Origin of the sequence: Polaribacter sejongensis, from assembly GCF_038024065.1 — a bacterium.
Lineage (GTDB): Bacteria > Bacteroidota > Bacteroidia > Flavobacteriales > Flavobacteriaceae > Polaribacter > Polaribacter sejongensis.
Map to the genome: position 1 here is coordinate 4,316,085 of NZ_CP150667.1, position 21,067 is coordinate 4,337,151.

A 21,067-nucleotide genomic window follows, 5' to 3' on the forward strand; every position below is an offset into this window, starting at 1 on the left:
AATCTTTTAATTACTAACGTTTTATGTTTTGTTCAAGTTTTTGTCAAGTTGTAAATCAATCATTTTTTTTAATAAATTGATACATTTATTACTTAAAAGAAACATTATGAAAAATTTAATATTACTAGTTTTATTTGTATTTACGTTTAGTGTTACTACTTCTTGTAAAAACAATAACATTCTTTCAAATTCAATAGAAGTCTCTACTGATAATCCAGAAATTCTAAATTATAAAGTTGAAGGAAACTTAACAAAAAAAATCATTCTTACTATTAATAATCCATCAGCATATGCAAGTTTAAGTGTTTTTGTAAATGATGAGCTTTTAATGGATGACTTTAATATACCAAAGAAAGGAATTCAGAATTTAACGAGTGTAATTCGTTTTCCTAAAATTGGTGATGTAAAAATTCGTTTTCAAGCTTTAGATGAAAATTTAACGATAAGCAGTCTGTATTTTGAAGAGGTGTCAGCATTAGAAATTCCTGTTTTTAAAGATATTTCTGTACAAGCAGGATTAGATAAAGTGAGTTCATTAAAATATGGAGGACCATCAATAGCAGATATAGATAATGATGGAGATTATGATTTTATTGCAAACAACCATAATGCAGAAACGAGTAAGATATATTGGAATAATGGAGATGGTACAGTAACAAAACATAACAAAGACCTTGCAAGATGGTTTAAACATGATTTGCATGGTACTTCTCTTGGGGATTATGACAATGATGGCGATTTAGATCTTGTTTTAGAAGAAGGAGGTGGTAATGGAGCTATTCCTACTAGGCTTAATTTCTACCTTAATGAAAATAATAAATTTATTATGTACACTGGTGATGTAGGTGTAGAAAAAGGAGGTAGAGGGCGCAGTACTAGATGGATAGACGCAGATTTAGATGGGGATCTTGATTTATTAATCATTAACGAGTCGAGTTTGAAATTTGATAAACCACAACATTTTTTTTATGAAAATAACGGAGATAGAACTTTTAAATATAGATCTGTAAAAGGACTCGAAGATGTTGACGAATCACGAGTTTTGGTAACCGATTTTAATAACGATAATATTGACGATATTATTTTTTACGGCCCTTTAACGTTGTGGAAAGGAAATGGAGATTTTACATTTACAGATGTATCAGCGTTAATTCCAGACGAAGTTCGTTCTTCAAAACAAATCATGGCTGTTACGGACATTGATATTGATAATGACGGGGATTTAGATTTGTATTTGGCTCAAGGAATGATCTTTGAACATGGAAAAGGAGAAACTCCTTCCGTAGATTTTAATCCTATTACAAAAGAATTAGCCATAAAAACTAGAGGTTATAAAGGTGCTGATGTTTTTAGTTTTACAGCTGAAAACAAAATTAAATTACATAAATATTATTACTTGGCGCAAGGAGCTATTTTAGGTAAAGATTATCCTATTTTTTTAGGGGAAAATAAGGTCTCAAAAATTGTAAATTCTGGTGATGAGTTAGAAATTAGCCCAGAAGAAGCAAAAGGATGGGCAGATGATATTTCTAAAAATGGATTCTATATCGGTTATTTAGGAAACAATGAATGGAAGGCAACTTTGGTTCGTGATGGTAATTTCTTTTGGCAATACAGATTTAGTCTTTCTGGTGTAACAAGTGTTACTCCAGATTTTATTCCGCAGAACAGAAATAATGCCGATGTTTTATTAAGAAACGATGGAGATATATTTACAGATGTTTCTAAAGCTTGGAATATTCCTAAAGGAGGAAACGCTTTAGGTGTTACAACTGGAGATTTTAATAATGACAGTCATCAAGATTTATTTGTGTATCGTTGGGGTAGAGTAGGAGCAAGAATTTCTGATTATATGTTATTAAATACAGGTAATAATTCTTTTGAAACAACAACAATGCATGGAGCAAATGATGTTGGTGGACCAGGGAATGGAGATATGGGGCAAGCTTTTGATTTTGATTTAGATGGGCAATTAGATTTATTAAATGGTAGTGAAAACGGAGAATGGTATTTGTACAATAATCAAACAAAGTCAGACAACAAGCATGTAACTATTAAAGTAGGTTATTCTCCAAAATCTAATGTGGATCCTATTTCTGCAGAAGTTATTGTAAAAACAGCTGATAATGAATATAGAAAAAGAGTTGGTTCTGCAGGAGAAATATTTTCCCAAAGTTTAATGAACATTGTACATTTTGGATTGGGAAATGAATCTGAAATAAAAAGTATTAAAGTTAGATGGAGAAATGGAGAAACTGTAGCGTTTAAAAACAAAGAAGCGAACAATATTTACAATACTGATTATGTAAATATTGATTCTAATAAAAACTCACCAGTTACTTCAATCTCTTTTAAAACAGAAAAAATAGAATTATATAAAGGGAAAAATAAAACTCTAGACGTAAGCGTTTTACCAAAAAATAAGACCAATTCTGAAATTATTTGGACATCTAGTAATACAAATATTCTTACTGTTGATAAAAATGGTAATGCAAACCCAATTAAACCAGGAAAAGCAATTGTAAAAGCATCTTCAAAAGACAATTCTATTTCATCAGAAATTAAAGTTACGGTTGCTCCTTATACTGCACCTTATGTTAAAATTCTAAACAAGGAAAAGTATGGGAATCACCAGATAAAAGTGAGTGATAATTTAAAAGTGACTGTTAAATATCATGCAGGATCTGGAAACAAAGTGATTTCGGCAGATGAAGGCGGAATTCGTTTTTGGTTACGTCATTTTAAAAGTAAATGGATACCTGTAAAAGATGTGGTTCTTGTTAATAAAGACGCATTAAAAACAACAAGCGGAACAGCAAATATGACTTTCTCTTTGAAAGATTATATTCCGTCTAACCAATTACAAGAAAATCATTTTTATCAACTTAGAGTCACTTTTACTTCTAGCGATGGAGATATGTATGAAGATGAAATTCTTCCTTTAGAAATAGTTTCTAAGTAATAAAAAAAAAGTAAACCTCTCTTATTTATAGAGAGGTTTACTTTTTCGAATAAATAAAATAATGTCTGTAATTTTAGGCTAAAAATTCTTGAGATATTTTATCTGTATGTTCACCTAAACTTGGAGATCCTAGGGTTGATGTAAAATACTCACCATCAATCTTTATTGGACACCTTGTTGTCTTATACTCATATCCATCACCCATTCTTACATTCTGAATCATATCTAACGCTTTAAATCCATCTTGATTAAAAAGTGTTTCCCAATCCATAACATTAGCACACCAAATGTCTGCTGGCTCTAAAATTGAAAGCCAATGTTCTGTAGTATTGGTGTTTAATTTGTTGGCTAAAATCGTTTTTATTTCATCACGTTTTGTAAACCAACTTGCTGGTTCTGGATACTCGGCTAATTCATTGCAACCAATTAATTCTCCAATAAAAGGAATAGAGCCCATTGCTAAAGCGAAATAGCCGTTTTGTGTTTTATAAACACCATAAGGAGCGCCTAAATAAGCATGTGCACTATTACTCTTTGGACGAACAGTTGGTTCTCCTCCATCATGATAAAACGTGGTAATAGATTCAAATTGAAAATCTATAATAGATTCTAACATGCTTACAGAAATTTTTGTACCGATACCTGTTTTGCCTTTTTTAATTAAAGCAGCCAAAATACCTTGTACTAAATGAGAGCCAGATAAAATATCTGCAATAGCAATTCCTACAGGTGTAGGGCCACTTCCATCATTCCCATTTAACCAGGTTAAACCAGATAATGATTGCACAAGTAAATCTTGTCCGGGTTTAGATTTCCAAGGACCTTCATCTCCATAACCTGAAATATTTCCATAAACAATTTTTGGATTTATTTTTTTAATAGTTTCATAATCAAAACCCAAACGTTCTACAACACCAGGTCTAAAATTATGAACTAAAACATCTGCTTTTGCAATCAATTTTAAAACACGTTGTTTATCTACTTCGTTTTTTAAATCTGCTTCAAAACTTTCTTTATTTCTATTAACAGCTATAAATAAAGGAGATTCATTATTCATCTTTAGATTAGAAACATGTAATTGACGACTAATGTCTCCAGTTTTAGGGCGCTCTACTTTAATAACTCTTGCTCCCAAATCTGCTAAACGTAAAGTAGCAGAAGGTGCAGATAAAAACTGACTTAAATCTATAACTAATATATCTTCTAATGGTTTCATCCTATTTATAGATTAAATTCTTTAATAATTGCTTCTGTATTTTGTCCAACTCTTGGTGCTGCTTTTTTATTAAAAAGCCTTTCATCATTTAATCTTATTGGGCAACGTGTTGTGTGTATTTCTTCGCCAGAAATTAATGGTAATTTTTGATCCATTTCTAATACTTTATATGCCTCATGGTTTAAGAGTTTTTTATAATCGAAAACATCAGAACACCAAATTCCTTTAGGTTCTAAAATATCTAACCAATCTTGTGTGTTTTTTTCGATTAAAAAAGCACGAAGAACATCCATTATTTCATCTCGTTTTTCATACCAAGAATTGGGGTCAGAATAAGATGCTAATTGTGAAATGTTAAGAATGTTAGCTAAATTTGTTAAAGAGCCCATTGCTAAAGATAAATAACCATCTTTTGTTTGATAAACTCCATAAGGAGCGCCTAAATATGCATGTGCATTTCCTTGTTTAGCTCTATTTGGTTTTTGATTATTATCACTTAAATAGCCGGTAACAACTTCAAACTGAAGGTCTAAAGTAGATTCTAATAAACTCACTTCAACTAAAGCCCCTTTATTCGTTTTGATACGTTTTAAAAGACTTGATAAAATTCCATGAGCCAAATGTGTTCCCGTAATTAAATCGGAAACAGCAGCACCAACAGGAGTTGGATTATCATCTTTATCTCCTGTTAACTTTGCAAAACCAGACATCGCCTGAATTAATAAATCTTGACCTGGTTTTTTAACCCATTCACCTTCTGTACCATAACCAGTAACAGATGCATACACTAATTTTGAGTTTATATTCTGAACCGTTTTATAATCTAAGCCAATTTTCTCCATAACTCCTGGACGGAAATTATGTGTCATAACATCAGCTTGTTCTATTAATTTTTTAACACGATCTAAATCATCTGCATCTTTTAAATTGGCAGTATAAGATTCTTTATTTCTATTTACGGTATGAAATACCAAACTACTGCCATCTAAAAATAAGTTTTTTAAAGCAATACCTCTTCCTGCTTCACCAGAACCAGGTCTTTCAATTTTGATAACTCTTGCACCTAAATCAGCTAATCTTAATCCTGCAGATGGTCCAGCCATAAATTGAGAGAATTCTAATACCAAAATGCCTTCTAAAGGTAATTTCATAGTTATTCTTTTAATGATTTTAAATACAACTCATTTAAATCTTTTAATAGCTGTTGTTCATCTCCTCCATTCATCATATACTCTCTAATTGGCGCACCAGCTCTATCTTGAAAATACATATGACCATGATATCTTGGGCGTAAAAAAGCTCTATCTAACGCTGGTAAAGTATCTTTAAAGAAATTATCTGTTAAATCATTTGCACGCTTATCTAACCAAGCTTGTCTATGTCCTGGTTGACCTCCGTTATCAAAAAACACACCTTTTTGAGTTGCTTCTGAACCTACATATTCTACAAATTTACCAGCAATTTCGGGATGCTCAGTATTTGCAGAAATAGCTAATCCAGTACCTCCTAAAGTTGTTATTAATTTTTGATTATCAATTGCAACCATATCATGAAACTTTAAATGCTTTCTAGCATAGCCTTCACGAGAATAATTAGTGTAACCATATGCAAAAGGACTATAAAGATAATCGTCTGTTAAAGTCATTGCTTCATATACTTTAATAGGATTCCAGTCGTAATTTTCCTTTTTGATATTTTTACCAAGAGCTCTTAATATTTGAAGTGCTTTTATTCCAGTTTTTTCTGAAATAACTTCTTTATCAGAAGTACAAACATCTTCACCAAGTGTAGAGCAAATCATATAGAAACTCATTAAAGTATCTTGTGGAATCCCTGGAATTGCAACCATTCCTGTTTTTGACAATTCTATTAAATCATCAAAAGTTTCTGGAAATTTTAAATTTAATTTCTCGAACAAATCTGGTCTGCTCGCTGCAACAGGTGTAGCAGCATCAATAGCTAAAGCCCATTGTTTTCCTTTTATAGAATAACTTTCATGAGATTTACCAACAGTGTTTACTGCTAGGTCTTTTAAGTATTCATCTGATAAAAATTTATTTAATGGTAAAATTACTTCTGTTCTAGCAGCAAAGCCAGTCCAAGGATGGTCAATAATTAAAAAATCGTAGCGTTTTGCTAATTCATTAATTGGTTCATCTGCAAATGCTTGCAATGATCTTTTCTCCCAAACGATTTCAACATCTGGGTTTAATTCTGTAAAACGTTGGGCAGCGGCTACAATTGATGTAAATCCTCTACTGTGATTCCAAGTTATTCCTTTTAATTGTTTCATGTACTAATATTATTTGTTTTTATGGGTTACATGTGGCTTCCATTGAGTCATTTCCTATTGATTGACGTTAGTTATGGAAGGTTTATAATTTATTCGTAACTCATGTAAATTGTTCGTTTCTGTAAATATTGTTCGATACCGTAAACTCCATCTTCACCACCAATACCAGCTTTTTTATGACCAGAATGATGCCCTTGAATGTAGCCTACAATTTGTTTGTTAATAAAAATGGTTCCTATTTCAAACTCTTGAATAGATCGCATTATTAATTTATGATTTTCTGTATATAAATAAGCAGATAAACTATCATCTCGTTTATTTAATAATTCTTTAGCGTGTTCAAAACCTTTAATTTTAACAATTGGTAAAACCGGTCCAAACATTTCTTCTTGCACGGTTGCATCACCTGGTTTTACATTTGTTAAAATGGTTGGTTCATACCAATTTCCTTTTTCAAATTCTTTACCTTCTGGTCTTTTACCACCTAAAACTAATTCTGCTCCTTGTGCTATGTTTTTTTGAACAACTTCATCGATTCTTTTTAAGGCAGCAGCGCTTAAACTTGGTCCCATGTTTACATCTGTCATTGGGTTACCTACTGTAATTTTTTGAACTCTTTTTATTAATTTTTCTGTAAACTCGTCTGCAATTTTTTCATCAACAAAAACCATTTCATTACAAATACATACTTGTCCGCAATTTGCATAACGAGATATAGCAGCAGCTTCAACAGCTTTGTCAATATCAGCATCTTCTAAAACTATAAAAGGCGCTTTTCCACCTAATTCTAATACTAATCCTGCTACGTTTTGCGAAGCACCTTTGTAAATAGCTTGTCCTGCTCTTGTACTTCCAGTCATAGAAATTAACCTCGTAATTGGATTTTCTACTAATGCAGCACCAACAGTATGTCCATAACCAACAACCATACTAATAACTCCTTTTGGTAAGCCAACTTCATCAATTATTTTACAAAATTCAGATGCAGTTATTGGTGTTAATTCAGATGGTTTTATAACCATTGTATTTCCTGTAATTAAAGCGGGACCAATTTTCCTACCAATTAAAGCTAACGGATAATTAAAAGCCATTAAACCTACCGTAACTCCATAAGGAACTTTGTGTATAGTAAGTTGTTCGTTAGGTTGGTCTGAAGGAAAAATAGCACCTTGTATACGTCTTCCTGCTTCAGCAGAATACGTCATATATCTTATAGTATCATCAACTTCGTAACGAGCTTCTACAAGAGTTTTTCCTTGTTCCATTACCAGTAACTTGGCAAAATGCTCTTTTCTTTCTTCTAACTTCTCTGCAATTTTATACAAATAAGTTGCACGCTCTTGAGCTGGTAACATTTGCCAAGCAAATTGCGCTTTATCAGCAGCTTCTAATGCTTGTTGTACTTCGTCTAAACTACTCGAGTAAATTTCAGCAAATACTTCTCCATTTGCTGGGTTTTCTACATCAATCTTTTCTCCTGAACTTTTTTCAATCCACTCTCCGTTAATGTAACATCTGTATACTGTTGTTTCCATAAATACTATTTTTAGTTAAAGATTGCTTTTCTTTTTTCTACGAAGGCTTTTAATCCTTCTTGTGCATCTGGAGTATCATACAATCCATCTGCTAATTGTGTCTCTAATTTTAATCCTTCTTCAAGAGAGAGCTCTATTCCTTTATGAACAGATTCTTTAATGGCTATCATTGCCAATAATGGTCCTTTTGCTAATTTTTCTAAATAAGATTTAGATTGCTCTTTAAAATTTTCTTTAGCATATAATTGATTTACCAATCCAATATCAAAAGCTTGTTTTGCTATGATTGGTTCTCCTGAAATTAAAATTTCTAAAGCTTTACTTTGGTTTACAATTCTGATTAATCTTTGAGTTCCACCATTTCCTGGCATCAATCCTAAATTGATTTCTGGTAACCCTATTAAATATTGACCATCACTTGCCAAACGAATATCGCAAGCTAATGCCAGTTCTAAACCACCACCTAAAGTATGACCATCTAATAAAGCAACTACTATTTTAGGGCTTTTAGAAATTTTGTAGGCTACCAAGTTGGCTTGTATAACCATCTTTTTGTTTTCAGCAACAGAATTTTGTTGAAAAACCTTTACATCTGCTCCTGCACAAAAGAACTTTTCTAATTCGCTTTTTATGGCTATTATTTTTACATTGTTATTACGATTTGCTTCATCAATAATTTCTGATAAAGAGGTCATAAAATCAAGGTCGTAACTGTTGGCTTTTGGTTTGTTAATAACGATATAGCCAACTTTGTTTTCTATTTCTAGTCTAATTTGTTTCATCTTATTTAAAATTGATAGATTTTGTTTGCTTTTAAATTGGTAAGAGTTGATTTTTCTCCACTTCTCCAAACCACTTCTACTTTCTCAATTACTTTCTCTTTTCCTAGACCAAAATGAACAGTATTTAAAAAGCTTTGAGCATGAGAAGCACTACTAGAACCAATAAGTTTGAATTGTTTTCCAATTTTTGTTGTGATGTAAACTTTAGCGCCATAAGCATCTACATTAGATTTAGAATTACCAACTCTAAATAGGGCATAATTGTTTACAGAAACTGTTTCGTTCTCGTATAAATGCCATTGTCCATTATCATCATCTCCACTTAAAATATCTATTTTACCATCTAAATTATAATCGAAAGTTGCCCCCATATCTCCATGAGATTTAGATGGAATATTGTTTGCTCCATGTGTTAAAATAGATTCAAACTCTAAGTTTCCTTTATTTTTAAAAATCACGTCTTCACTTCTTTGGATTAAACCACCAAAACGATATAAGAAGAAATCATTAAAGCCATCGTTGTCAAAATCTCCTGTAGTTATTCCCCAATTGTTTTCCAAGCTTTCTTTAGGCAAATGTTTAGACCCATCTATAAAATGAGTTCCTTCATTAATCAACAAAACATCTGGAACACCCAAGTCTTGAGGAGTCCAATCTGGTACTACTTTTGTAACACCAACAACAGATGCTCTCACATCCCATGCTAAATTGGTTTTTAATAACCATTCTAAACGCCATTTTCCTTCACCCAAATAGCCTAAGTACCATCCGCTTTTGTCTAAATTTTCGGGAAATCCATTCGCTTCATTTTGCGTTACTTTTTGAATGTCAAAAGGCATTTTATGTTCGGTTTTAGAACTTCCAATAAACAACGGAATACTTGGTTTTTCAGGGCCTCTAGGAAAACGATAAAAATCGGAAAGTTGTATAGCTGCATCCGCATAAAAAGTTATACCATCATGACTTTTGTTTCCTTCATCTCTTAAATCTAATCGTTTCAGTTTTTCATCAAAAGAAATAGAATTATTTGCAATTTGATAATAACTTTTACCTCTTGCTAAATAATAATCTAAATCACCATCATTATCTATGTCTGCCTGTGCAGCAGTACTCATCTGGTCTATATTCTGTAACTCTTTAGGTAACCATTCTTTAGATAAGTTGGTAAATGAAAAATCGTTATTTCCTTTCCAAAATTCTGCGGCAGCATAAGGAGAAAATGTTAGTAAATCTAGTATTCCATCATTGTTAAAATCTGTAATTAGTAAACGTTCTGCATTAATTTGTTCAAAAGCTTCACTCTTTTTATAAGTAAATGTTCCGTTTCCATTATTTTCGAATAATAGATTTCTTGGAATTTCTTCATTGACCATTTGTTCTGCATTAATTTGAAGAAAATCTAAATCACCATCATTATCTAAATCTATCCATCTTACAGAACGACCACGAGCTCCCATTTCTGATAACCCAGTTTCTTCTGTAGCATCCACAAATTTCCCATTATCATTACGTAACAAGCGTTGAGGTTGTGGTGTTGACCCGTTTCCGCCTCCTAAAGAAATTAGCAAATCTAAATCACCATCTTTATCATAATCACCTGCAGCCATTCCATGTAAATCTGCTTTTGGGAAAAGCCCTTTTTGTTCTTTAAAAGTATTGTTTTCTTGTGCCCAAAATAATTGAATAGGTGTGTTGTCATGATTACCTAAAAGTAAATCATATTTTCCATCATTGTTGATGTCTGCGATAGTTGGTCCGCCATATTTCCAGTTTTTTTCTGTATTTAAATGGACTTCTTTAGTTACGTCTATAAATTTTATAGGATTGTTTTTCTCTTTATCTTTATTACAACTGATAAGAGAAATTAATAGAAACCCAAGGGCTAATAATTGTTTCGATTTTGTTTTAAGTAAACGTTTCATTTTTTAATTACTTTTTTATTTTTTTACCAAACCTTCTTGTATATAAATTTGAATTTACTTCTTTTGCTTTTTTAATCATTGGTGGATAAGGAATATCTGTATTAGAGACAAAACCTACATTATAATTTTCACCATCGTGGGCTCTACCAGTAAGTGGAGAATCTAAATATTGAAACCAATGTACTCCTACAAAATATGGGTTGTCTATTGCAGAGTTTGCATAATCTGCCCACATATTAGCTCTATCTTTTTGATCTGCTGCATGAACTAAACCAGAATGAAATAACCCAGAATCTGGTGCTCCCATGTGAAATTCTCCAATAATGGTTGGCATATCTATTTCTTCTAAAAATTTCCAGTACTTAGTACCAATACCTTCTTTGTAATGATTGTAACTAAAAACATCAACATATTTAGCTGCAGATTCACGAACTTCTTTTGTGATTCCCCAAACAGCAAAACGACATCCCATGTACATATAGTTTGGCATTTTATCTTCTAAAATATCATGAACAGTTTTAAAATATTTGGTAGCAAAAGCTGTGAGCATTACAGAAAAATCTGCCACCATACCTTCAGGAAATTCATTTTGTTTTTTATAATCAACACCTTTTTCAAGTTCTTTCCAACTAGCTATATTTGTTTTCCAAGCTTTATTTAAGTTTCCAATAGTTTTGTGCTTAGTCTTTAAAATAGTCATAAACTGTTGCTTTAAATAGCTATCTTTTCCTTTAGATAAACCATCTAAAACCAATCCATAATGTGCTTTTGTAGAACTTTCATTCCCCCAACTTCTTTCGTTATCAACAAAAACACCCATACACCAAGGATTGTTTTCGACTTCTTTAGAAACAACATCAATTGATTTTATTACTCTTCTTTCAAATTCTGGATCGAAAGGATCTGGCATTGGTCCCCAATAATCCGAACCAGAATATACCTTTTGAAAATCTCCAATAATCCATCCGTTAGCAAAATAAGGTAAGTTATTTCTGTGATAAAATGCTGGGTCAATCCAGTTTCCAAAGGACGTGAATCCCCAATTACGCATTCTGTTTTCTGTAACTTCTAACCATTTATCAAAAAAAGAATTTTTGCTTGTTTCTCCATATCTACGTTCTAAGTTCGCTCTATAAAAACTATATGTTTGTCCATGTTCTATAGGCCCAAAATGAGATTCTCTTCTATAACTATAATGATTAGCTAGAGCATCATCAATTTTTGGTAATTCAAGAAACATGTCATTTCTAAGTTTATTAACTACATGAGCTGTTTTCATGGTTTCTGTAGGTATTTCTATAATACCTTTAGAGTCTTCAGGAGTTACATCTTCCGGGTCTCTATGATATAATTTTTCATCTGTATAATCGATACCTGTATACGTTGTAGTGTTTGCCATACGTACATTTGCTAAACCAATTGAAAAATATAAGTAACCTTCTGGATCTATTAAAGCCCATTTTCCATCAACTTTTTCTTTTCTAAAATAACCCGTTGCATCTAATTTAGGACCATCTTTCCATCCACCATATTGGCTTCTATCTGACATTAACGTATATTCTGCTAAAGATTTTAATTCTACATCAGCAATTTTCTTTAGTTCTTCATCAGAATGTACTTTTATAGGGAAATCTCTTTTTGCATTTTGCCCAAATTTATCTACAATTCCTTTTAAAAAATTTGGATCTCTTTCTGGGCTTTCTACAATTCTAATATTATCAACTAAAATAGTTTTGTCTTTTAAACCTTCTAATCTAAAAAAGTCTATTCCTGCTATTTCAGAAAAATCCATATTATATAGAAGTCCACTAATTTTCATATGAGTTGCTTCGGTTTCCCAAGCTTTAGGAGTATCTCTTAAACCACTATTTATGTCAGTTTTATTTGAGGTGAGTTCAAAGAAATATGATTTGAATTTACCGGTATCAATGTTTGTAATTCTTCTTACTCTTTCTCCATTTCCGTTTTCGGCATAAACTGTTAAAAAAGTAGTTTCGTCCCCTAAACTTTTAGCATCAAAAACTAAACTATATTTTTTGCTTTTATTTAATTTGAAATTATTTTTCGGTGTTAATTTTACTCCTGTAATTTTTTCATCTTTTTTAAAGGAAATTTCTAATGCATGATTTCTATTATTTTTAACAATTTTGTGACTTCCTTTTATGTCAATGAAATTGTTATTAATGTCTTCTTTTTCGAAATCTAAAAACAAGATATCTGATTTTGAACTCCAAACTTCATTTTGTGTAGTTTCTTTTTTACATGAAAAAAATACCACAGAAATAAATGTTAACATTAACAATTTTCTGACAGTTTTAAAAAGATTGTATTTTCCCTTCATATTTGCTTTGGTTTAATATAATTATAGAATTTAGTGTTGTACAGATACAACTTGACAGATAGTGTTAATCTTTTGTATTACAGTGTGTAATAGATTGTTATTCATGTTTAAAACTATTCTCTCTACAAGTAAAGAAATTTATATTAATAAAGGAAGTGTTTTAGGTGTTTGTACAGTTTAATTCTAGTGAAAAGATGAGTTTTTTAATTGATATAATACTTAGAATCGGCTAATTTTCATATTATTTATAAAAAAAAATAAATTTTAAAAACTTGGTGTTTAATAATGTTAGTTATTTTTTTTCGGATGATATCTTTGTAAGTATTCAAGACCCATTGAAGTACATTTTTATTGTTTTAGACCTCGTTCAGCACATTTTTCTGCATTTCGCAAAAAGCTTCATTTCGAAAAAAACGCTTATCTAAAAAAGTCTTGGACACAATTTATAATTCTCGCTTTCCATTTCGTTACCCATTCTGCTAACGCTGAATGGTGCACTTCATTCCTGAGCAAAAATTATAAATGCCTCCGCTATATAGGAATATTCTTTTATCCTTTGGTGCCACTTCCTATGTTTTTGTACTTCACACAGATATTTCGATTAAAACCCAAACCTTCCTGTTTCTTCCTTTTTTGACAGCAAAATACCAAGATTTTGAAGTTGAACAGACTGCATAAACCGTTTTGCTGCACTTCACTTTTTATAAGTCTTTCTCAATTCAAAATAATGAAAATGTATCAGCAACAAAAAAGGAAACAGCGAAGGCACTATGGGAAGTAAATCAAAATGAAATCTTATGAAATCATACAAAAACATCAAAAAGGAAGCGGCACCAAAAAAAAACAAAAAGGAAAACGCTCTAGATATAATAAGTAAATCACTTCAAAAAAAATAATAGCAAACTGTCTGAATAGTTCAGATAGGGTTTAATTAATCTTTAAATATATTATTATGAGCACACTAAAAAACAAAGTACAGTTAATCGGGAACGTAGGAAATGCACCCGAAGTTAAGACCCTAGAGGGTGGGAAAAAAGTTGTTAATTTTTCATTAGCAACGAATGAGTTTTATAAAAACTCAGATGGGGAAAAAGTGCAAAATACCCAATGGCATGCTATTGTAGCATGGGGTAGAATTGCAGAAATAGTAGCCGAGTATGTGGACAAAGGAAAAGAGGTTGCTATTGAAGGAAAACTAACGTCTCGTTCTTACGAAACCAAAGAAGGTGAAAAACGATATGTTACGGAAGTGGTAGCAGATGAAATTCTATTGCTTGGTATCAAAGGAGAACAAAATGCTATTGAATAATTAGCAGGTAAAGAGGATGTTCTACCGTATAGTAATGTCCTCTTTTTATTTTTAATATAAACTTAAATAGAAAAAAAATGAACACACAACATACAACACTAAAACACGATTTACAATTATTTTCGGGTTCTGAAAATATATATTCACTTCCAATTCTTGGAACAAGATATACAGAAGGAATATTATATTTAGTGAATAAAGCAAATTGCTTTTGGCTTCTTATAGATGCATCTGGAATTGCAAAAAGTTTACTTGATAAAAGTTATTTTATTACCATCGATTTTAAAAGACTTAATAAGGAAAATCAGGATGCTACAGGTAAGGAAGCAACTATAAATTATGGTGATGGAAATGATACTATTTTAGAATCTCATTCTTATAATTATACAGATTTTCCATTGGATGAATTGAGGTTGTTTTTTATAGACGGAACCTTAATGCTACCAAGCGAATATTAATCAATTTTAAAATTTAAAGTTATGATTTACCTAAATTTTACAGACTTGAGTGAAGAGGCTCAAAATCGACTTTTAGAAAATTCGAAAAAAGATGTGGAAGAAAAATTTGGCGATGATATTCGCAAATATGTAAGAAAAAATTATACTTGTTTTGAAGCTATGATAACGGAAGAAGCACAACGGAATTTGTATTCCTATACGTATGTATTCAATATATAATTTTTTGATTTGAATTATTTGACACCTCTAAGTTTTTGGAGGTGTTTTTCTGTTTATTGAATCTTGTTATATAAAAAAAACGTATCTTTAGATGTTTGAAAATCAGCATTCAATTTTAAGTATTGTTATCCATATTTTTACTTTCGCCGATAACGATACCCATCGAAAATAACATACTGGAAATTCATTTTCTAAAATGGCAATGGGCTTTTTAGCCAGATTGTACGAAAAATTTGTCGCGCTAAAGCGTGACAAAAAGGAGTAGCAAGAGGGTAACACGCTGTGCGATGTTATGGCGTTCTTTTTGTTTTCAAAACACTGAATGTCAGTAAATTACATAAAGTTTAATTTACTGATATACAACTATTTGCGACAAATGACCTGTGAACTCCTACTTTTAGGGAAGAATTTGCGACAAATCGGCGAATTATGAACTCATTTATCGGAATTAGATTTAAAAAAGAAACTGCAAAACGTTTTCAAAAATTTTCAAGAGCACACTTCAAATCACATACTGAAGCGATGGCAACTATTCTTGATTTTTTCTTCTATAATGAAATTTCTCCAAAAGAAAAATTTGGACCTACAGGCAGGACTATTGAGTCAACTATTAAGAAACGGATTAATGCGGTAATTGCCATTATGAAGGATGTCGAAAAGACACAAACGAAACCTACCGCTGCAATGATTGCATCGCTTTTTCAGGTGCAGGAGCCTACAAAAAAAGGCTTGATTCTAGAGAAAAACGGGATCGATAAAAATAAGGAAATCCGTTTTAAGGAAAAAGGAGATTCAATGAACAACCTATAAAATTTTGAGTTATGTATATCACTATTACACCTCAAAAAACTGGAGGTAATTATTCGCAAAGTTCAGCTGATTTTGTAAAGTATTTAGAGAAAGAAAATGAAGGTTTAGATCAAGAAAGTATGGAGCATTTTTTCAATCAATATGATGACGAAATTTCTGCAGAAGAAGTGGTGAGCAGCATTGATAAAAATACGGGGAAACTCAAAAAAAATGAACCTAAATTTTATTCGATTACCGTGAGTCCTTCCAAATATGAATTGAAGAAATTACAAAACAATCATCAAGATTTAATAAAATATACGAGAGCTATAATGAAAGATTATGTGGCTTCTTTCAATAGAGAAATCAATGGAAAACCGATTACAATTAATGATATAAAGTATTATGCAAAAATAGAACAGCAACGAAGATTTAAGGGAACTGATAAAGAGGTGAAAGAAAACCAGCCGTATGCCACAAAAATATTAAAACTAAAAAATGAAATCCGGAATATTGAATCGGGAAGGGTAGAAGGTAATGTCAATAATTTGAAAAAAGACATCAGAAAATTAGAAGAGCATGCACCACATCAACAAGATGGTAAACGAATTGTTCAAGGCATGAAAAAGGCAGGGGACCAGAGTCATATTCATATTATTGTGAGCAGAAAAGACGCTTCTAATTCGATTAGCCTTTCTCCAGGAAGTAAGTACAAAGCATCCGAAGTTAAGATGCACGGAAAGTTGGTGAAACGTGGTTTTGATAGAAATCATTTTTTTGAAAATGCAGAAAAATCTTTTGACAAAACATTCGGTTACCAAAGAAATTATGTAGAGTCGTATGCTGCTAGAAAAGACTTTCTCCAAAACCCGAAAATCTATTTTACGTCACTAATGAAATTACCGACCAATGAAAAATCATTGGCATTTAAAATAATAGGGAAAGCTGGTATTCCGATGCTACCAAAGATTCCGGTGACACAAGCACAATTGGCATTAAAAATATTTAACAAGTTACGTCGTGGTGCAGAAATAGCTTTAAAATCGAGTTCAATCGGCATTTAATTTAAAATTATGCAACTAGACAATCTCTTAACTTTATTGGTAATTATTGGTTTTTCCAGTATTTTTTTTTTTGGAATGTATCGAATAACTAAATTCTGAGATATGCGAAATTTTGGCGTGATTGAGGTAGTTGTTAAACTTACTTTTATCCCCTTAATCTTCTTAGGTGAAAGGGATTGAAAAGTAATTTTGTAGTCGTAAAATTTAATTAATTGAGTTGTATTCGTGAGCGCACTATATTATTTTTATCTACTAGAATTGTTTTCCAAATTTACAGTCTTACTCGGATAAAAATCCGAGTTACATTTTAAAAAGCAGTTATTAAATTAATATCAGTTAATCTTCCAAACCCATACATATTTTTATATATTTATAAAAAAAAGCTAATAGCACTCATTCTTATAAATAATACTACTTATGATTGATTTAATTCATCAAAATGTAGAGGCTAATAACGTAATCGTTTTTGTACACGGTTTCGTTGGCGGAAAGACTACATGGATAAATGAAAACGGAGAGAAACCTTTAATAGATTCTCTTTTATTAGAGGATGAGATTTATACAAATTTTGATATAGGAGTTTTTACTTATCATACACAACTATTAGAACTTTTTCCGAAAATTAAAAAATTAAAAAATATGATATGGGGAAAGAAAACTACTACAAATTCTCCTATTGATGATATTGCTAAAATTTTAAAAACTTCAATAACGTATAGATGTGAAAAATATGATAATATTATTTTGATAGGTCATAGCATGGGAGGACTTGTATCTAAAAGATTTATTCTTGATGATATAAATGAGTTTAGTGTATCGAGGGTTAAATTATATATATCGTTAGCAACACCACATTCAGGATCTAATTTGGCGAATTTGGGAGGTAAGATTGTAGATAATTTGCAAGTGAACGATATGAAACCATTAGGTAAGAATATAAATGAATTAAATGATGAATGGGTTAAATGCACAAACCTTCCTAAAAGGTTTTATGCCCAAGGAATGAGTGATAAAATTGTTCCTAAAGAAAGTTCCGTTGCCTTAGATAGAGATAAACAGAAAATTTTTTATTCTGACGATGATCATTTTAGTATTATTATCCCGGATAACGAGAATGATAATATACTATTAGCCTTAAAATCAGAGCTAATTAAGTTTTTTAAAAACGAACAAATAAGTTCAATAAAGAATAATGAAGTTTTTAAAGATAAGGGGCAATATGATGATGAAGTTTTTGTGTTAAAATTAATTATAGCTGATGTTCATGATACCCTTATAAGTGGAGCGAAACATGCTTTTTTTAGTGCAGAATTTACAGCAAGAAAGCTTGTGGCACTTGGAGTAGATGTAAGTGAGTTATCATTATTATATGAGAAAATTAAGCAACTATACATAATTGAATTTGGAGAATTAATTACTGGAAAACATAATAGTTCAAATGCTCTTGTTAATGCAATCCACAAACAAATACTTGAAAAAGATAGAAATTATTTAAATAGTAATTTTTCTGCACTAGAAGGGCTTCAAAAGTATGGCATGCTTCATCAATTATCAATAAAGGATGAAGATATATGGTGGGCTAAAGATAATGATATCAAAACCTTTAATGAGTTCAAAGACAATAAGTCTAAGTAAAATTATAAATCTTCATCTATGTTACCTTTTTATATTCCCGATTTTGAAGTAAATCTAAAAATAGGTAAAATGATTTCTTTATTGAATCAATTATCTTTTAATAGAAATGAGTCTCCAGTATTAACATTGGAGAAAATAGCCTTGTTTGAGTTTTTATCTAAACATCCATATTTATTGAATAGGATATTACATCAAAAAGACAAAGAAATGGTTGAATTTATACGGTCAGAAATTTATTCAATCGAAGCTCAATTTCCAAATAGGAAAAAACTTTATGATCTTAAGGAAATAAAAAAAATATTAAATATTCTCATAGTTTATGGTTTTGCTGATGTAAAATTAAAGAATGGAATAGATGTTTATTATCAAGTTACTGAAGAGGGTAAAGTATATGCAGATATGCTTAAATCAGCCTTTTTTGCAAGGATGAGTGTTATTTTTTTAAAAATGAAGCCCTTACAGTCTCAGACATTTTCGAATACAAATAGTTTAATTGAATACTATATAAAAGATGGCTCTAAAAATTAAAATACCTAAACTAATAGTTAATCAACTAACTCTTGTCGGGCATAGGAAAAATTATGACGTTTTTTTTAAAAAGGGTTTGAATATTGTTTACGGTGATTCAGATACAGGAAAGTCGAGTGTTTTGAGTTTAATAGATTATTTGTTGGGAGCAAGTAAAGTTCCTTTGTATGATGAAATAGAAATTGCTGGAAAGTACTGTTTACTTGAATTAGAATTGTCTGGAGAACTTTTTACTATTAAAAGAGATCTCTTTGAATCTAATAAAGATATAGAAGTATACAGATCTAATATTGAAAATTTAGAAGATAGTTTCCCTAAATTTTATTCACCTAATTACAAAAGGGAAGGAATTGATGGTTATTTTTCTGAATTCTTATTAGCGAATATGAATATTCCAATAACTAAAATAAAACAATCTCCATCAAAAGAAGATTCAAAGATGAGTTCCTTGAGTTTTAGGGATATTAATAAGTTTATTTATTTGGATCAGGATCAGGTAGGAACTAAAAGAATCTTTGGCGATAATTATTTTAGAATATCAAAATTGAAAGAGGGTTTTAAACACATGCATAATGTGTTAGATTCACAAATTTCAGAATTAGATAATGCAATATCTGAAAAAGTTAATGAAAGAAAAGAATTGAATAAAAAAAACTTATCTGTATCATCCTTTTTAAATGAAACTAAAGTTTATTCTCTTGATCAATTAAATAGGAAAAAGGAAGAGAAGGAAGATGAGGTTTTTAGTATTAATCAAAAGATAAAAAGTATTGATGAAGACATTATCTCTAATAGTCAAGGGATGAATAGCTTAAGAGAGGATGTTAATTCTTATGAAAATAAATTAAAGTATTTGTACGAGGAGAAATCGACAAAACAAGAAGAATTAAAACAAAATGTATCATTAAGAAATGAATATAATAATGATATAAAAAAAATGATTGCAACTGTTGAGGTTCTTGAAAAGTTGCCAAATTTGATTGATAGAAAAACAGAATGTCCAGTTTGCGAACAGGAAATGAATTTAAGTTCTTTGAAGAAAGGGCTTGTTGAAACTGACCCTAAGATTATAAAATCAGAATTAAATGGAATTAAAAGAAGGAAAAAAGATTTAGATAAGATTTATTCTCAACTAATAGATAAAATTGATTCAAATAAGGTATTGATTGATAATCATAAAATTGAACTTGATGAATTACGACTCCAATTTGATAGACAAACAAAAGATATAGTTACACCATATATAAGCCAAAGAGATAGTCTTACAAATAGAGCTGGGGAGATTCGAAGTGATATTAAAAATTTAAAATACTTTTATAAAATTAGAAACCAACAATCAACAATTGAATCTGAAATTGTGACTCTTGATAAAATTATCACAAACTTTTCTGAGGATTTAAAATTTTTAAAAGATTCAGCTCCTACATTAGATAGGGTCTTTATAAAGTTGAGAGATAGTTTAATAGGTTTTTTGAATTTCATTGGAATGAAAAATGTTCATGGAGTCACAATTTCTGATAAATCATATCTCCCTATGATTAGAAATAAAAATTATGAAGAAATTACTTCCGGAGGTGTAAGAACATTAACATCAATAGGTTATTTTATCAGCTTACTTGAATATGCGATTCATAACTCTGTTAATTACCCTTCTTTTTTAATGATTGATACTATAGCTAAATACATTGGTAAAACTAAATCTGAATATGACTTAGGAACAAATTTAAATGATGATTTAATTGAAGGTATGAATGATTCCACTAAATATGAAAACATTTATAGATACTTACTTAATTTGAATAATCAGAATCCTGAAAACTTCCAAATGATAATTGTTGATAATGATATTCCTACTAATTTAGAAAGTAAATTGAAGCCTTTTATAGTAAAACATTTTAGTACAAATCCAATTGATGAGGACACCGAAATTGGTTTTATTAATGATGCTAATAATTTTACAGGTTTTGATTCTCAAGAAGAGTTGGAATTATAATGAGTTTTTTAATAAACCTTT

General features: G+C 30.6%; 16 protein-coding genes. 9 read left to right on the plus strand and 7 right to left on the minus strand.

All coding sequences use genetic code 11. From position 1 onward, the window contains the following. The first annotated feature begins 106 nt into the window (after positions 1–106). Positions 107–2,962: an FG-GAP-like repeat-containing protein gene (locus WHD08_RS17690; RefSeq protein ID WP_208889863.1), complete on the plus strand. Its 2,856-nt coding sequence runs from the start codon at positions 107–109 to the stop codon at positions 2,960–2,962. A 73-nt stretch (positions 2,963–3,035) separates the two neighbouring features. Here the strand turns inward: WHD08_RS17690 and WHD08_RS17695 are convergent, their stop codons facing one another. The 7 genes from WHD08_RS17695 to WHD08_RS17725 form a co-directional block, all read right to left on the minus strand. Beyond that, the gene (locus tag WHD08_RS17695) at positions 3,036–4,178 is read right to left on the minus strand and encodes a CaiB/BaiF CoA transferase family protein (protein ID WP_208889862.1); all 1,143 of its coding nucleotides are present in this window, start codon (positions 4,176–4,178) and stop codon (positions 3,036–3,038) included. Positions 4,179–4,183: 5 nt separating this feature from the next. After that, positions 4,184–5,329, minus strand: a complete 1,146-nt coding sequence (locus WHD08_RS17700; RefSeq protein ID WP_208889861.1) for a CaiB/BaiF CoA transferase family protein — start codon at positions 5,327–5,329, stop codon at positions 4,184–4,186. 2 nt (positions 5,330–5,331) lie between these two features. Continuing rightward, a complete protein-coding gene (locus WHD08_RS17705; protein WP_208889860.1) occupies positions 5,332–6,471 on the minus strand; it encodes an ABC transporter substrate-binding protein in 1,140 nt (379 codons plus the stop codon). Positions 6,472–6,560: 89 nt separating this feature from the next. Further along, positions 6,561–8,006 carry an aldehyde dehydrogenase gene (gene aldA, locus WHD08_RS17710; RefSeq protein ID WP_208889859.1) on the minus strand — a complete coding sequence of 482 codons (1,446 nt, stop codon included), beginning with the start codon at positions 8,004–8,006 and terminating at the stop codon, positions 6,561–6,563. 11 nt (positions 8,007–8,017) lie between these two features. Continuing rightward, positions 8,018–8,788, minus strand: coding sequence for an enoyl-CoA hydratase/isomerase family protein (locus WHD08_RS17715; protein ID WP_166382920.1), 771 nt, complete (start codon positions 8,786–8,788; stop codon positions 8,018–8,020). A 5-nt stretch (positions 8,789–8,793) separates the two neighbouring features. Continuing rightward, entirely contained in the window at positions 8,794–10,710 is a 1,917-nt protein-coding gene (locus tag WHD08_RS17720) for a CRTAC1 family protein (protein WP_208889858.1), read from the minus strand. A 7-nt stretch (positions 10,711–10,717) separates the two neighbouring features. Next, entirely contained in the window at positions 10,718–13,006 is a 2,289-nt protein-coding gene (locus WHD08_RS17725) for a beta-galactosidase (protein ID WP_244183285.1), read from the minus strand. Positions 13,007–14,003: 997 nt separating this feature from the next. Here WHD08_RS17725 and WHD08_RS17730 point away from each other — a divergent pair. From WHD08_RS17730 to WHD08_RS17765, 8 genes are all read left to right on the plus strand, one after another. Next, the gene (locus WHD08_RS17730) at positions 14,004–14,360 is read left to right on the plus strand and encodes a single-stranded DNA-binding protein (protein WP_208889856.1); all 357 of its coding nucleotides are present in this window, start codon (positions 14,004–14,006) and stop codon (positions 14,358–14,360) included. A 77-nt stretch (positions 14,361–14,437) separates the two neighbouring features. Then, complete coding sequence (locus WHD08_RS17735) at positions 14,438–14,818, plus strand: DUF6876 family protein (RefSeq protein ID WP_208889855.1); 381 nt, start codon at positions 14,438–14,440, stop codon at positions 14,816–14,818. A 21-nt stretch (positions 14,819–14,839) separates the two neighbouring features. Continuing rightward, on the plus strand, positions 14,840–15,037 hold the full coding sequence (locus WHD08_RS17740) for a hypothetical protein (RefSeq protein WP_208889854.1): 198 nt from the start codon (positions 14,840–14,842) through the stop codon (positions 15,035–15,037). Positions 15,038–15,466: 429 nt separating this feature from the next. After that, positions 15,467–15,847: a BfmA/BtgA family mobilization protein gene (locus WHD08_RS17745; protein WP_208889853.1), complete on the plus strand. Its 381-nt coding sequence runs from the start codon at positions 15,467–15,469 to the stop codon at positions 15,845–15,847. Positions 15,848–15,858: 11 nt separating this feature from the next. Then, positions 15,859–16,890 carry a MobB family relaxase gene (gene mobB / locus WHD08_RS17750; protein ID WP_208889852.1) on the plus strand — a complete coding sequence of 344 codons (1,032 nt, stop codon included), beginning with the start codon at positions 15,859–15,861 and terminating at the stop codon, positions 16,888–16,890. Positions 16,891–17,307: 417 nt separating this feature from the next. Continuing rightward, positions 17,308–18,525, plus strand: a complete 1,218-nt coding sequence (locus WHD08_RS17755) for an ABC-three component system protein (protein ID WP_208889851.1) — start codon at positions 17,308–17,310, stop codon at positions 18,523–18,525. Between the two features lie 18 nt (positions 18,526–18,543). Further along, on the plus strand, positions 18,544–19,053 hold the full coding sequence (locus tag WHD08_RS17760) for an ABC-three component system middle component 4 (protein WP_208889850.1): 510 nt from the start codon (positions 18,544–18,546) through the stop codon (positions 19,051–19,053). Next, a complete protein-coding gene (locus WHD08_RS17765; protein ID WP_208889849.1) occupies positions 19,037–21,046 on the plus strand; it encodes an AAA family ATPase in 2,010 nt (669 codons plus the stop codon). Before WHD08_RS17760 ends, WHD08_RS17765 begins: the two co-directional genes overlap by 17 nt. Positions 21,047–21,067 lie beyond the last annotated feature (21 nt).